This is a genomic window from Sphingosinicella rhizophila (assembly GCF_032378825.1).
GTDB lineage: Bacteria > Pseudomonadota > Alphaproteobacteria > Sphingomonadales > Sphingomonadaceae > Allosphingosinicella > Allosphingosinicella rhizophila.
In genome coordinates this window covers 264,999-280,661 of the sequence record NZ_JAVUPU010000003.1, presented here as the reverse complement: position 1 = coordinate 280,661, position 15,663 = coordinate 264,999, and the positions used below count along the sequence as shown (strand labels likewise).

Annotated in this window: 9 protein-coding genes; all 9 read right to left on the bottom strand. The window is 60.8% G+C overall.

Going from position 1 to position 15,663, the window contains the following annotated elements:
• Nucleotides 1–56: 56 nt before the first annotated feature.
• The 9 genes from RQX22_RS07365 to RQX22_RS07325 all read right to left on the bottom strand — a co-directional run bounded on the left by RQX22_RS07365 (nucleotide 57) and on the right by RQX22_RS07325 (nucleotide 15,433).
• Nucleotides 57–1,751 carry a DUF885 domain-containing protein gene (locus tag RQX22_RS07365; protein ID WP_315725081.1) on the bottom strand — a complete coding sequence of 565 codons (1,695 nt, stop codon included), beginning with the start codon at nucleotides 1,749–1,751 and terminating at the stop codon, nucleotides 57–59.
• Between the two features lie 66 nt (nucleotides 1,752–1,817).
• Nucleotides 1,818–3,299: a M81 family metallopeptidase gene (locus RQX22_RS07360; protein ID WP_315725080.1), complete on the bottom strand. Its 1,482-nt coding sequence runs from the start codon at nucleotides 3,297–3,299 to the stop codon at nucleotides 1,818–1,820.
• Entirely contained in the window at nucleotides 3,296–3,811 is a 516-nt protein-coding gene (locus RQX22_RS07355) for an SRPBCC family protein (protein ID WP_315725078.1), read from the bottom strand. The genes RQX22_RS07360 and RQX22_RS07355 overlap by 4 nt, the downstream gene beginning before the upstream one ends.
• Nucleotides 3,812–5,257, bottom strand: coding sequence for an amidohydrolase family protein (locus RQX22_RS07350; RefSeq protein ID WP_315725077.1), 1,446 nt, complete (start codon nucleotides 5,255–5,257; stop codon nucleotides 3,812–3,814).
• Between the two features lie 47 nt (nucleotides 5,258–5,304).
• The gene (locus RQX22_RS07345; RefSeq protein ID WP_315725076.1) at nucleotides 5,305–6,291 is read right to left on the bottom strand and encodes a dipeptidase; all 987 of its coding nucleotides are present in this window, start codon (nucleotides 6,289–6,291) and stop codon (nucleotides 5,305–5,307) included.
• A complete protein-coding gene (locus RQX22_RS07340; protein ID WP_315725073.1) occupies nucleotides 6,291–7,682 on the bottom strand; it encodes an MFS transporter in 1,392 nt (463 codons plus the stop codon). The genes RQX22_RS07345 and RQX22_RS07340 overlap by 1 nt, the downstream gene beginning before the upstream one ends.
• Before the next feature lie 4 nt (nucleotides 7,683–7,686).
• Nucleotides 7,687–10,110: a S9 family peptidase gene (locus RQX22_RS07335; RefSeq protein ID WP_315725071.1), complete on the bottom strand. Its 2,424-nt coding sequence runs from the start codon at nucleotides 10,108–10,110 to the stop codon at nucleotides 7,687–7,689.
• Between the two features lie 123 nt (nucleotides 10,111–10,233).
• Nucleotides 10,234–12,648, bottom strand: a complete 2,415-nt coding sequence (locus RQX22_RS07330) for a S9 family peptidase (protein WP_315725069.1) — start codon at nucleotides 12,646–12,648, stop codon at nucleotides 10,234–10,236.
• A gap of 154 nt (nucleotides 12,649–12,802) precedes the next feature.
• Nucleotides 12,803–15,433, bottom strand: coding sequence for a TonB-dependent receptor domain-containing protein (locus tag RQX22_RS07325; RefSeq protein WP_315725067.1), 2,631 nt, complete (start codon nucleotides 15,431–15,433; stop codon nucleotides 12,803–12,805).
• Between the last annotated feature and the right edge of the window lie 230 nt (nucleotides 15,434–15,663).

Here is a 15,663-nt window from a genome sequence, read left to right as displayed (position 1 = left end):
GGGATTTTCCCCGAGGTCGAGGCGCCATCCCGACTGCAACCACCGCGCCCTGAATGCTACGCTTCTTGCGCGTTGACCCAAGCGTCCATCAGATCGTCCAGAACCGGAAGCGTCACAGGCCCGGCCGCCATCAGCGCGTCATGAAAATCGCGGATGCGGAAATTCTCGGCCAGGGCTGCTTCGGCACGCAGCCTTATCTTCCGAAATGTGAGGTTACCGACCTGGTAGGCGAGTGCCTGTCCGGGCATCGCAATGTAACGATCCACCTCGGCCGCGACCGTTTCCAGCGGCATCGCCATATATTCTCCAAAATAACGTATCGCCTTCTCCCGACTCCAGCCACGAACGTGGATACCGGTGTCGACGACAAGCCTAACTGCGCGCCACATCTCCATTTCCAACCGGCCGTAGATTTTTTCAGGCGTATCGTAAAAGCCCATCTCCTCTCCCAATGCTTCGCAATATAGCGCCCAGCCTTCGAGACAGGCCGCGTATCGCGAGGCGCCGAAGCGGCGGAAATCCGGGAGATGCTCCATTTCCTGGATCAGCGCGAGATGCATCAGATGACCCGGCCAAGCCTCGTGCAACGCAAGCGGCAGATGCATGTAGCGCGGACATTTCGCTGGGATAGAGGTGATCCAGTGAATGCCGGCGGCGCTGCCGTCGGCGGGATTGGGCTGGGCGTAAGCGGGAGGCAGCTTGGCTGCGATGGCTTCGGGTATACTCTTGATTCCGTAGGTCGTCCGCGGCGTCCGCCCGAAATATTCCGGAATGATCGCATCGATGCGCTTGGAGAGGATTTCGATCTGCTCCCGAAGCGCTTCGCCGCTTTCAAGAAACTGCCGATTGTCGCCTTGAAGCCGACGCCGAAACTCCGCCAGGTCATCTGGACATCCAGCTTCCGCGGCCACGGCGAGCATCTCGTTGTTCAGCCGCTCCACCTCGGCAAGTCCGATGGCATGGATTTCGTCTGGGGACAGATCGATCGTGGTGAACTGGCGGATCTGAAATCGGTAGAATGCGTCACCATCCAGGTCATTCGTACAAGCGATGCTCTGGCGCGCGACGCCGGCCAGCATGGTCCCAATGAAGTCAGCATAAGCCTGGAAGGCAGGATAAATCTCTCCCGCCACCACGGCATAACCTTCCGCAGCTACCGCTCGAAAGGATTCTGAGCGACCGGCAACCCGCCGAAAAGGCTGGTAGAACGGATTGTCGTCAACCGGCATGGAAACCTGGCCGCGAACTTGCTCGATGGCGCGCTCGATCACGATCGCCGGATATCGAATGCCACGCCTCACGCCTTGAGCGAGCGCGGAGCGCACCCCATCAAGCGCCGCCGGTATCGAAGCCAGCCGCTCCAAATATCGTCGCGCATCGGCCACGGTCGCCAGAACGGTTGCACCCGCCCAATAACCAAGTTCGAATTCCGGCCCACCCGGATAAAGCGATGGCCGCAAATGCGCATTGCATTCGACAATTTCGATCAATGCGTTCAGTTCGCGCTCCAGCAGAGCATGGGTCGCCCGATCGTCCGCGTCGAGCCCGGCGACGTCGATCGCCATCAATTCCAACTTTGCCGATTTCGCCCAGGCAGCTCGCCGTTCATAATCCCCCGGTGCCTCGCGAAGCAGCATTTCGGCGTCATGCGAGACCCCGGCCTGGATCGCTGTCATTGGAAACTCGTCACACTGAAGCGCCCAGAAGCGTTCGGCGAGTCGGCCCAGTGCGTCACGGGCGGACATGTTCATTCTCTCCATATAGCCCCCTATCCTTGCCCGTCGCGGATTCCGGTTGGCCTCTCGCCCGCGTGGCCGTCAGTTTCCAATTGCCAGCGGATCGGGGACCCGCGGATGAAAATGCATGTCGCGTTTGTGTCGGTACGGCATGGTCGTGAAGTTCATCTGGATCGCGCCGGGCGTCGCCACCGAAATGACATGCTTCGTAATCGGTCCGAAATCGGCCCGAAAATGCTCGCTCGATTTCACCGCCACCACCTTCTTGTCGTCGAGACTGATGCCGAGGCCGGTGAAGCCGTCCCGGGCGAAGATTTGCGAGCGGATCGAGGTGATGACCACGTCGACGTCCCCGATCCGGACCCAGGCCGACGGGCCGAGCGGCGAATGGGAGCCCAGGAACGACTGGCCGTGATCGGGCCTGAGCGCGACCACTTCGACTTCGACGCCGTAAGGCTCGCCCGAACTTGCGCCCAATTTGCCGCCGATGCGAAGCATCACGGTCGCGCCGACACCCGCTTCCTCGCAGATGCGAACGGCGCCCGGATCGAAGACCGCACCGAACGCACATGGTCCGAGCCCGGACTCGACCAAGGCACGGAGGAGATGGGTAGTATCGCCGGGCGCTCCGCCCCCGGCATTGTCGGCCGTATCGGCCATCACCACCAACCCGTCGAGCGCGCGAGCGCGATCGATCGCCTGCGCGATGTCCGGCATGTTCGGCAATAAGTCATCGCGCAGCCGATAGAGTTGCCGGCCAAGGCGTTCGGCGGTCGTGCGGGCGATTTCCCCGTCGCCATTGGCGATTACCAGCATTCGGGTGCCGGCTTCCGCCTGATCTCCCCAGGGAAAGCCGTGCGCCAGGCTGACCGAGAGAATGTCGGGCTCCTGCTCTGCGTCCTTCATTTGCCGAACGAAACTTTGCATCGGCTCGACCGTGGTCGGATAGAAGCCGACCATGCGACAATCGAACACGGACGAGGCAGGACTTACCTTGCCCTCGGCCTTGCCGATCAAGATCGCATAAAGCTCCGCCGCGCGCTCATCCCAGTCGGTGTGCGGATATTCCTTCATGATCACGATCGCGTCTGCATTCGCCACCATCTTCTCGGTCAGGTGGCAATGCGGATCGAGCAAGGCGCCGACCGGCACGTCCGGCCCGACGATCTCCCGCACGCGGGCAAGGATGTCGCCCTCGCAATCATCGCAACCCGACGCCATCATCGCTCCGTGCAGGCCCAGCATCACCTGTCCAACCGGTCCGGCGGCGCGCAGGTCGTCGAGGATCATGTCCCGCAGCCGCTCATAGACCGGCTGTACAGTCGGACCGGAGGGCTGCGCCAATGCGCTGAGGCTTTCGATGACCGCGTGGCCGTCCCCCTCGGCGAGCGTCCTGAAGATGCTCATGAAGCCGCCGCCGGTCTCGCCTTGATCCAGACTGCCGTCGCGTCGCGTCATTCCCGCTTCCTCGAACGAGGCGAGCCCCGTCGGGATCGGCGCGAAGCTGTTCGTTTCGGTCATCAGCAATGCGATAAAAACCGCAGCCTGGCTCGAGCCGTTCATGATTTCTCTTCCATGGTCTGTGTCTCGAGCCGTGCCTTCATCTTTTCCAGGCGCTCGGCTAGTGCCTCGTCATAGGACGCGGTCCGCTCTTCAATCGTCGCAGCGACGTCCGCTCGGCTGGCATCAGCCGGCAGGTCGAGCTGGACGCTCGTATGGCAATCCAAAGCGAAACGGGCGCCTCCGGGAACCTCCTGTGCATGGTAGGTCGCGTAGACGCACATTCCCCCAGGCACCGACAGATAGTCGGCGAACAGGCTGAGGCGTCGCGCCGCATCATTGCGTTCAGTTATTCGGGCCACGCGTTCATCCGGGCCGTCATCAGCGAGGTCGAGCCGGATATGATACCCGCCGAGCGGCGCCGAAAGATCGTCGAGATCCGTCACCGTACCAATCGAACGAAATCCCTTCGCGTCGACAAATTGTTCGATGATGACGTCCCAGACGGCCTCGGCCGGTGCGTCGATGTCGATCGCCACATGATTGACGATCGTCGCTGTAATGGCGCGGCTCACTTAATGCCCCATCATCGCCGAACAGGCACAGAGCGGGAAGCGCTGCCCGGTATGCGCGAAATGCTTATACTCGGCTTCTTCCGGCAAGGGCTCGGGCAGAGGGCGAGTCAGCAACGGCGTAAGCGGCAGTGCGGCAATGTCGATATCCGCACCGTCCTTCACCACCTTGTTGATCGCCCGGTAGTTCTTGGCGCTTTCGAGCGGGTTCTTGTCGAGGATCAGCAAATCGGCGATCTTGCCTTCCTCCAATGTACCGAGGTCCGCATCTTTCTTATAGGCGATCGCAATGTTGCGCGTCGCGGCGCGAAGCATCTCCATCGGCGCCATACCTTTTTCTTCCATGGCCTCAAACCAGACAAAATGCCCGGTCGCAAGGCGCCCGAGCGAGATTTCCTCCGGCGCACCCATCCAGCTTTTCTGCACCATCGGATCTGCCAGCATTTCACTGGCCATGACGGCGCCGTCATTGGCGAGCAGAATGCGCGCTCCGGCCTTGACCAGGTTGCGGGCATTGGCGTCTGTTGCCTTCACCGTCGTCCAGGTCCCATCATCGACATTCTCGCGCATCCATTTGAGGGCCGCATCGCTCCACGGGAACAGCACGGCGCCGCAACCCTGCTTGACCATATAATCGAGCGTCTCGTCAGGAATTTCGCGCGGGCCGGTAATGTTGCAATGGGTAACAAGGTCGCAGCCCGCAGCGATCGACATGTGCAAGCCTTCCACCGACATGCTATGGGATTGCGCGGTGATGCCCGCACGATGGGCCTCGTCGACGATCGCACGTTGCACGCGTTCGGAGAAGCTGATGAAGGCGCCAAGCGACTGGCCGCCATGTTCGTTGGCGGCATATTTTATGAAGTCGATGCCTTTGGCGATATAGGTGCGCAGTTCCTTTGCAACCTCGTCCGGAGTCATCCACATCAGGTGGCGACCGCTATTTTCGACCCAAGTGGAATTGATGCGATTGACGAAATTCGGGCTGAGCATCTGGGCCATGGTCGCGCCGAAATCGGGCGAATAAGGCCCGTCGAAACCGATGACGTTGCCGGCGCAGTAGATGCGGCTGCCAATCATTTGGCCCGCATCGATCGCATCGCGCGCGGCCATCAGGTGACGGCGCGGACCCCATGTATCGAACACGGTCGTCTGTCCGTTCTTCAAAGCGATCTGCGCGGACTCCGCGATCAGTTCCTCATAGCGGCCTTCATAGCGGATCAGTGTTTCTGGCCGGATATCGCAAAGCAGATGGACATTGGCGTTCATCAGGCCGGGAATGACATATTTGCCGGTCGCGTCGATGGTGAGGATATCATCGGCAACAAGGAGTTCATCGGCCTTGCCGATCGCCTTGATCCGCTTGCCCTCGATCAGGATCGCCTGGCCCTGGAGCGGCGTCTCGGCAAGGCCGTCGATGATAGTGGCGCCGGTGATGAGCATCGTCATTGGAGATTTCCTTTCATGCTATCGGAGACGGGCGGGCCGATGGCCAATCAGCGCCACACCTGTTCGCAGACACGGAGCCAGTTGCCGCCGAGGATCGCGACAATGTCCTCATCGGAATAATTCATGGCCAGGAGCGCATCGACGATCGCCGGCAGGCGCTCCGGCTCGACCTGTTGCTGGTTGCGGGTCCCATCGCCCTTCGGAAGCTTGTCCGCATAAGGCGCCATCATCGCTTCGAGCGCCGGCATGTCGTAGACATAGTCGAATCCGAAGCCGATATGGCTCGGGCCGACCAGTTGCACGACATGGTCGACCTGACGCACCAGCGCCGGCGTAGAGCTGTCGTTTCCACCAATGAACACGCCGAGCCCCGTCAGGCCGAACACGCCACCTGATGCGGCGATCGCGCGGATCTGTTCGTCGGTATAGCAGCGGGGATGGTCGTTAAACGCCTTCAGATTGCCATGGCTGACGATCACCGGCGCGGTGGAGGCCGCGATGGTGTCCATCGAAGATTTGTAGCCGGTATGGGCGACATCGACGATCATGCCGACGCGGTTCATTTCCGCGACGAGCTCGTGGCCAAACCTGCTCAGCCCGCCATCGCCGCTTTCGTAGCAACCATCGGCGACATAGTTTTTGTAGTTATAGACCATCAACATGTGGCGGACGCCGAGATCGTAGAACAAGCTCACGAGATTGAGATCGCGGTCGACCGGCAGCGATCCCTGGAAGTGGAATCCCAGGCCGAGTTTGCCCTCTCGCTTGGCACGTCGAATATCGTCGACCGTTTCCACGAGCAGGCACGTATCCGACGACGTCTCGATGAGACGGCGGGTCGCGGCAATCGTTTGAATGGCGGTTGCGATCGTGTCTCCGTCGCTCGCCAAAGTCAGCGAAACATAGGACCATCCCGACTTGCGATAGCGCTCGGGCAGGGCGTCGCGCAGGCTCGGATCTCCGGCGGCGACCCAAGGACAGGTCATGTCGCAGGCAATTGCCTGGTCGAGGATGGCGGTGGTTCGGTCGTTCATCACGTCTGTTCACTTTCGATGCTGATTGGATCGGCAGCGGCTTCTGCCATTGCCGCGAGGCGAGTTCGTTCGAAGGGGCGTTCGGCCATCCGGAAGAGCATCGCCGCGATGATCCAGGACGGAATCGCAAAGATCCCCATTGCGACAATCAAATTGCGCGGATCCGTACCGAGGTACGGCGAAATCCATCCGACCATGCCCGGCGCGATGCCGTTGACAATGCCGTTGCCGATATTGCCGATCGCTGCCACGCGTCCGCGCAAATCGGCTGGCGCCATATCCTGCATGATTCCGGGAAGGGCGCACCCCGCCGCGGTTACGAGGAACATGATTCCCCCGAAGAGGGCGAACACCTGCCAGCTCGCGGAAACGAACGGAAAGATCAGGAAGATCGGCATCCCCGCCAGCATGGCCATCCAGAGCAGCCGGATCGACGCCACGGGGCCGATCCTGGCGGTCATCCGGCGATTGATAAACGTTCCGATTACGACACCGAGAACCAGCCCGATCGCCGTTGCCGTCCCCATCAAGGTTCCGTTCTGGGCGGGGGTGGTGCCGAACATCCGGCTGGTGGCGACCGGGAGGAAGAAGAAATAGCCGCCCACGCCCAATGTGTAGAAGCTGAGGCCGACGAAGAGCGTCAGGACGGTTCGTCGATGCCGGCGCACATAAGGCCACAGGTGGTTCTTGGCGGGCGGCTGCTGACCATTCACGGCGACGGGCTCGCTCCGGTGACCGAGTCGGCTGACCGCAATCAGAAAGAGGAAGATGGGTGTCGGCGCCGCGACCAGGAAAAAGGCGAGGCGCCAGGATTCCAAGGCCTGCATGGATGTGGGCAGGTCGGCATGAACCAGATCGGCAAGGGCCATCACGGCACCGCTCACGATCAGGCCCCCGGCCAGACCCATGAAGCCGAACAGATAGAAGATGGAGTTGGCGAGCAGCCTCTTGCGGCCCTTGAAGAGCTCCGGGACGAAGGCGATCCCGACCGGAACCAGGCTGGCCTCTCCCGCAGCGATCAGGACGGCAGCGGCGAACAATTCCTCGAAGTTGCGAGCAAGGCCGCAAGCCGCGGTCCCCAGCGACCAGATGAGGACACAGATGCCGAACACCCATCGCCGGTCGAATCGATCCGCCGCCCAGGCGATCGGATAGACGGCAACGATCATGAAGATGGCAAAAGGCAGGCCTTGGATGATGCCGATGCGAGCATCGCTCAACCCGAGCGACTGCGACAAGGGAGCGGCAGCGAGCACCAGCATCTGCCGGTCGACATTGGCCACCAGCGCCATGATGATCATGACCACGAGCGTGAACCACGCGCCTTTCACGACATAGTCGCCAGCGGCGTCGTGGGCCGCGTCTGCTTGGGGCGATGAACTGCTCAGCATCGTCTCATCGCTCCGGATCTGAAAGGGTGGCGTTCGGCGGCGGTTCGCTGCCCAGCAAATGCCGCACGAAATAATCGAACAGGCGGCGCGTGAAATAGCGGTCGAACATGAAGCCGTGCGGCAAATTGGGCATGACGATCAGGTCATAATCGCGGTTTGCACGGGTCAGGGCATCGATCAGCCCGACGGTAGTCGACGCCGGCATATGCTCATCCATTTCGCCATAAGCGAGCAGCAGCTTTCCCTTAAGATTGGCCGCCATGTTGGCGAGAAAGACAGGCTCGCAATAATCCTTGCCCGGCGTGGGCGGGCCCTGCCATTTGTCCATCATCAACGGGATGGCGCCGCACATGTCGACCGCCGCCGCGCTGGCGACGCCGACCTTGTAGAAATCGGGGAATTTCAGCATCGCGAGGACGGTGCCGTAACCCCCGGAGGAATGACCGTATACGCCGACACGATCGAGATCGATCTGCGGATAGGTTCGTGCCAGCTCCTGTATTCCGACGACATGATCGGGCAGCCCTGGCCCGTCCTGCAGGTTGCCATAGGACAGGTCATGAAACGCCTTGCCACGGCCGGTCGTGCCGAAACCGTCCAGATTGACGATGATGAAACCGAGATTGGCGAGCGCCTGACGATAGAAATAAAAGGGCGAGAATGACCTGACGTCCGGTCCGATGGCATGAGCGCCGGGATAGACGTTATCGATGACCGGATATTTCTTGGTCCTGTCGAAATCGGCCGGCAGATACATCGTCCCGAAAATGTCGGTCTTGCCGTCGCGCGCCTTGACGACAAACGGCACCGGCCGGATCCAGCAACCGTCTCCAAGGGCGGAAAAATCGGCTTCCTCGATCGTCATCAGGACCTTGCCGGTGTCCGAGGACCTCAGCACGGACGTTGTCACGGTATCGACTCCGCCATAGCGGTCGACGAAATAGGCCTTGTCCGACGAGAACGTCGTCTCCGCCGTCTTGGGCCACAATTGGACAGGGGTGGCGGTTGCGCTGACATCATGATCGAACGGTTCGGGCGTGAGAAGCCGCAGGTCGCTGCCGTCCAGGTTGATGCGATAGAGGCCTTTCAGATAAGGATTGCGCCCGGCCTCACGTCCGGCACCCAGAAAATAGATGATGCCTTTCTGCTCGTCGAATTCGACAATGTCGGTGACGACCCAGGGTCCTGACGTGACCTGGTTCAGCAATGCGCCCGTGGCAATGTCGTAACGATAGAGATGACCCCAGCCGTCACGTTCCGAGAACCACAGAAGCTGACGCCCCTGGTCGATGAGCTTGAGCGTGACGCCGTGGCCGACACTGTCGTAACGACCGTTCAAACTGACGAAGGTCGGGCTGGTTTCCTCCAGGACAAGCCGCGCCTCGCCGGTGGCGGCGTCGATGCGGAATAGTCCGACCCGCCGGTAATGGCGATCGCGCGCCAGCACGTAGACCGATCGAGAATCCGGCGCCCATTCGGTCAGGACCGCACCAAATCCGCCGACCGGATCGACCATCATGTCGGCTGGGATATTCTTGACATCGATCCGCTTGCCGGTCGCGGTATCGAAGATCATGTAGGTCGTGATCGGGAAATGGTCGTCGCCCACCTGCGACTGCCTGAAGACAGTCGCCTTGGCGCGGCGCGACCCATCCGGCGCGCCCTGCCAGAGGATTCTCTCGCCGACCTTGGTCTCGTCGATCCGGTGCGTCAGGAACTTCGTAGAATCGGGCGACCATGACAGGGAAGGGCGCACGCCACCGGGGATATTTTCGGATGCGACGTACCCCTGAAGATCGCCCGAGACGTAGCCATATTCGTTATATTGGATGCCATCCTGCGTCAGCGCCCTTTCGGCACCTCCATCAGTCTTGATCCAGAGATTTCGGTCGCGGCGGAAAATCGCGTGGCGCTCGTCGGGCGCGACGGCGTGGTTCTTTGGATAGGCTGGTGGCGCAGCAATGGTCACGCAGTCCGGCTCGTCAAGCGCGCATTGCCAGGCCGTGTCAAAGGCATCGAATGCGATGCTTTTGCCATCGGATGTAAAACGGAAGGCGCTGAAGGGCAGGTTATCGGGGGACACCGGTTTGGCGGACGCATGGCCCAAGGCAGTGGCGACATGTTGATGATCGAAGGCAGGCGAACGGGCCGTCGTCCGGACATCGACCAATATGAAGACCGCACCGTCGGCCGTTTCCTTCCGGTACCAGAAACGATCGCCATCGCCGATCCAGTGCGGCACGATCGCAGCATTTCGTATCGGCGAATGCTCGGCAGCGTCGAGCAGGCGTGCCACCCGCTGATAATCCTTTGCCTCGAATCGCGGCGGGGAATGACGGGCGAGCGCATCACTTCCCTGCGCGGAGACCGGCCCAGCCATCAGCAAGGCCGCCAGGAAAGTGGTTGCGGGGAAACAGCCATGGTTCATCCCTCATTCTGCCAGGCGCGCGGACGCTCAGGCTTGGTTCTATTGCGGGAGTGCGAGGTTTGCGGCGGAGTTGGCTCGACCGCGCAGTCCATTCGCCGGAAAGATTGGATTTTCGGCATCGCCTCATTGTTCCGGATCGGCGAGCGATGCATTTGCTGGCGGTTCGCTGCCGAGCAGATTCCGCACGAAATAATCGAACATGCGGCGCAGGAAATAGCGATCCTGGGAGAAGCCGTGCGTGCGATTGGGCATGACGATCAAGTCATAGTCGCGGTTCGCTCGGGTCAGCGCGTCAATGAGCTGGATGGCGCTTCCCGGAGGAACATGTTCGTCGATGTCGCCATACGCGATCAGCAGCTTGCCGCGGAGGTTCGGCGCCATTTTCGCGAGCACAACTTGGTCGCAATAGGGCACGCCCGATTGCGGTGGCCCCTGCCATTTGTCCAGCATCAGCGGGATGGCACCGCACATATCGACTGCGGCCGCGCTCGCGACCCCGACCTTATAGAATTCCGGAAACTTGAGCATTGCCAAGGCGGCGCCGTAACCGCCCGACGAATGGCCGAAGACACCAACCCGATCGAGATCCATCTGCGGATGGGATCGCGCAAGCTCCTTCATCCCCGCGATATGGTCCGGTAGACCCGGCCCGTCCTGGAGATTGCCGTAGGACAGGTCGTGAAAGGCCTTGCCGCGGCCAGTCGTGCCGAGGCCGTCCATGTTGACGACGATGAAGCCAAGATTGGCCAGGGCCTGACGATAATAATAACGGGGAGAGAATGCCCTTACGTCGGGGACGATGAAATGCGCCCCGGGATAGACATTGTCGATCACAGGATATTTCTTCGTCTTGTCGAAGTCCGATGGCAGGTACATCGTACCGAAAATATCTGTTTTGCCGTCGCGGGCCTTGACTACGAACGGCACAGGCCGGGTCCACTTCCCACCCGCAAGCGCGGAATGATCCGCTTCCTCGATCGTCATCAGCACCTCGCCGGACTCCGTCGAACGAAGCACGGACACCGGGGTCGTATCGACCCGGCTATAGCGGTCGACGAAGAAGGATTTGCTGGGTGACAGCGCGGCGCGCGCGGGCACGCCCGGCCGCGCGGGGACAGCAGCCGCAAAGACCTCATGGTCTGCGTTCTCGGGCGTCAACAGCCTCAGATCGCTGCCGTCGAGTTTAACCCGATAGAGGATATTCTGATAAGGGTTCCGACCCTTCTCCCGTCCTGCCCCAAGGAAGTAGACGATCCCTTCCTTCTCATCGACATCGACGATGTTGGTGACGACCCATGGGCCCGACGTCACCGGGTTCAGCAACTCGCCAGAAGCGAGGTCGTAGCGATAGAGATGGCCCCAGCCATCGCGCTCTGAGAACCACAATATTTGGCGGCCCTGATCGATCACCTTGTGCGTGACGGCGAGGCCGCCGCCATAGCCGCCATTCAGGCTGATGAAGGTCGGGCTCGTCTCTTCGAGAACCGGCTGAGCCTCACCCGACGCGGCATCGACGCGAAACACGCTTATGCGCCGGTGGTGACGATCGCGCGCCATCACGTAGACGAATTTGGAATCCGGGGTCCATTCCGCCATCGACGCGCGCATCCCGCCGAGCGGATCGAGCTCCATGCCGGAAGGGATATTGGTCACGTCGATCCGCGTCCCGCGCGCGACGTCGAAGATCATATAGGTGGTGATCTCCCGTTCTGCGTCGCCGATTTGGGATTGTTTGATCGTCGTGACCTTCGGCCGGCGGGCGCCATCTGGCGGCGCACCCTGCCAAAGCGTGATATCGCCCACACGGCTTTCGTCGATGCGATGGGTCAGGAATTTGCTGGAATCCGGCGACCAGGCAAGGAAGGGCGGTACCGCACCGGCCATGGATTCGAACGACGCGTAGACTTGGGAATCGCCCCAGACATAGCCATATTCATTGAATTGGATGCCATCCCGGGTCAGCGGCCGTTCGGCGCCTCCGTCGGTCTTCATCCATAGGTTTCGATCGCGTCGAAAGACCGATTTTCGCCCATCCGGCGCTACGGCATGATTGTCCGGAAAGGCGGGAGGTGAAGCTGCGCAGTCCGCCTCGGTGCGCGAGCAACGCCAAATGCTATTGAAGACGCTGAATTCGATCGTCTTGCCATCCGATCCGTAACGAAAGCTGGTAAAGGGCAGATTGGCTGGCGAAACCTTTTTTCCGGATGCACGAGCCAGGCCATCCGCCACATTTGCATGGTCGAACGCCGTTGATCGCTTGCCGGTCCGAGCGTCTACGAGCTGGAAGATTGTGCCGTCTTCCCCATCCTTCCGGTACCAGAATCGATCGCCATCGCCGGTCCAGTTTGGAACGACCGCGATATTCTTGACGATGGGTCGTTCGGCCGCGTCGAGAAGGTGCCTGGCTTGATCATAATCCTTCGCCGTAAGTTGCGGCGACGAATAAGGTTCGAGCGTGGCGCCTTGCTGGGCAGATCCAGGCCCAGCCATCACGAACGCCGTGAATAGCCAGCCCGCCAAGGTGTAACCATTTTTCATTGCCTCACCATCTGCCTGTCGCGGGATATTCCGATCGGCCTGAGACCACCGGCCTCAGCGCGTGCATGGGAATCGTGGTGCCGATGGCGGCGGAATGGCGCAAAGCAATGTCCGCGGACCGCCGCCATCGACTTAGAACGAAAGTAAAATCGGATCAGTATTTTACACTGACGTTGATCCCGATCGTGCGCGGCGTGAACGGCCGGATGCGCCGATTGTTGGTGCCGATCGGAACGGGAGTGCCGACGGCGCTCAGCGTGAAGTCGGCGAGGATCGATTCTTCGTTAAACAGATTGTCCACGAAAAGTGCCGCCTCCCAGCGATCGGAGACGAGACCCATCCGAGCGTTCACGACATCCAGCGACGGCTTCTGGCTGGTCGGCGCATTCTGGAAATCGAACGTCGTCCGACCCTGATACTGATAATCCGCGCGCAAATAGCCGTTCAGGCCTTCGCCGATACCGTCGAGCGGAAAGCGATATTCGCCATTGGCGGCGAACATCCATTTCGGCGAGAGGTTGAAGCTGTCGCCGACCTGGAGCGTTGCGCGCGGATCGCCCTCGGTGATCCTCGTGTTCAGATAACCGCCAGCAAAACCGAGCGTCAGCCCTTCGGCCGGACGTGCCTCGATCGAAAGTTCGGCGCCGTAGGACCGGGCCTTGCCGGCGTTGACGTTGAAACCGACACCGCAGCTCAGAAGGAAGAGCTGCTGCAAGTCCGACCAGTCATTGTAGAAGACCGCAGCGTCGACGAAGAGGCGACGGTTCATGCGCGAGAATTTCGCGCCGCCTTCATAAGACCAAAGGGTATCCGACTTGAGCGGCACGATGTCGCCACGGGTGATGCCGAATTGAGCCAGTTCGGCAGAGCAAAGCGGGGAAAAGGCCGAGGTATTGGTAAAGCTGCCGGCGCGGAAGCCCTTCGACACCTGGGCATAGAGCATAGTGTCCTCGTCCGGCCTGAAGCTCAAATTCGCCTTTGGCGCGAAGCCGGAGTCACTGACGCTGGCGCGCGGAAAATTCTGCACCGTCGGGACGAAAATGCTCGACGACAGATCGGTAAGGACTGACGCGAATTTCGTCTTGTAAAGGCGTCCGCCGAGCGTAAGCGTGAACTGGTCGGTGAAGTCGTAGCTGGCCTCGCCGAACAGGCCGAGCTCGCGCGTGTCACTGTCCGAAAGCCGGTTGATGACGATGTCGTTAACGAGGAGCGGAAACGGGATCAGGCCAATCCCCGGCGCGTTCACAGAAAGCGTCGCGGCCGCTGCGGCGTTTGGAATTTCACCGAAGAAGAGGTTGGTGGTCGAGGTATCCTGGAAGAATCCCCCGATCGTCCAGTTCAGCCGTCCTCCAGCCTTGGACGACAAGCGAATTTCCTGGATCCAGCGTTTCGTGTCCAGGTCCGTGCTGTTCGAGCCGACGGAAAAGAAGCTGTTGTTGACCGGACTGACGACGGTGCTGCCGGGGGGCAGCAGTCCTGCCGCGACCAGGGAGCTGACGATCGACGGCCCCTGCGCCGTCAGAAGACCGACATAGAAATTGCCCAGCAAAGTCCGATCTTCGACTGAATAGGAATCGAGTTTGTAAAGCGAGGTTGCCGAAGTGATGTCGAAAATGCCGGCATCGGCGCGAAGGGTCAGATTATAGAGCGAAATCTTGTTCTCGACGGGCTCCTTGATTGGCAAAAGCCTTCCGAAATTCCCCGTCACGTCGCGGACGAAAGTGTCATAAAAGCCGACATCTTCCGACTTTTGATTCTCGTGCAGCGCGTTCAACTCGATGTCGAGCCAATCGGTCGGACGCGCGACAAGCGAGGCACGCAGTCCCCAGACCTTCTCGACATTGACGTCTTCCTCGATCGCGCCGAGATCGAGTCCGCCGAACGCGTCGGTCGCCGGCACCCTGTCGATGAAGCCGTCCTTGCGCAGCTTGTAACCGACTATGCGGAGGGCCAGCCGATCTTCGATGATCGGCGCATTGATCATGGCATTGACGTCGTAATTGAGTCCGCCATGCTTGGTTGAAGAGAGCGTGCCTTCGCCGCGCATTTCCAACTGACGCACATTGGCGACATTGGGCACGATCTTGACGAGGCCGCCCATGGAGCTGGTGCCATAGAGGGTCCCCTGCGGTCCCTTCAGCACCTCGACGCGATTGATGTCGACCAGCTTGAGATTGCTGGGGGGGATAGGCGTCTCACCGATATAATAGCCGGTGTCCGGGAGGCCTCGAATATTGATCTGCGGTCCGATGCCGCGCGGACCGGCGGCGCCGAGGCTGGTGAAGCCGAGGCCCGGGACGCGGAGCGCATAATCGTCGAAATCGTCGGCGCCGATATCCTCCAGATCGCGACCCGAAAATGCCGTGATTGCGGCCGGCACGTCACTCAGAGTTTCCTCGCGCTTGCGGGCTGTGACGACGATCTCGCCACCTGCGCCATTTTCATCGGCGCTGGAGTCTTCAGCGCTCGGCCCGCCAACCTCGGCACGGACGATCGCAACCGATCCGGCATCGCCGGCGCGCGCGGTAAAGCCGGTTCCGGCAAGCAATCCTTCCAGCGCCTGATCGGGCGAAGCGGTGCCGCGATAACCGCGAGTGTTCACGCCGCGCACGTCGTCCGCGCGATAAATTACCGGCCGGCCCGATTGACGGCCATAGGCGTCGAGCGCTGCCTTCAGGCTTCCCTGAGGTATGTCGTAATTCGTCGTCTGCGCATGAGCCGGCACTGCCAGCGCCGCTATGCAGGTGCCGACGGACAGTGCGGCCGCGATCGTTCGAATGTTCATATCGTCCTCCCCCAAAATCACCGCGCTCTCACGGTCTTCTGGAGATTCAAGACAATGCAGTAGCGTATTGCTGTAATGCTGAAGGCGATTTTTTTAGTGGGGCGAGGCTGAGGCGAAACCGAGATACCCCGCCTATAGCCGCAAATGATCACGAAGAACCCCGGGGAGCGTCTTTGCTGCCCCCATCCGAAAGTCCATCATGTCTCCGGCCGGCCGGTTTCGCGAAGGCG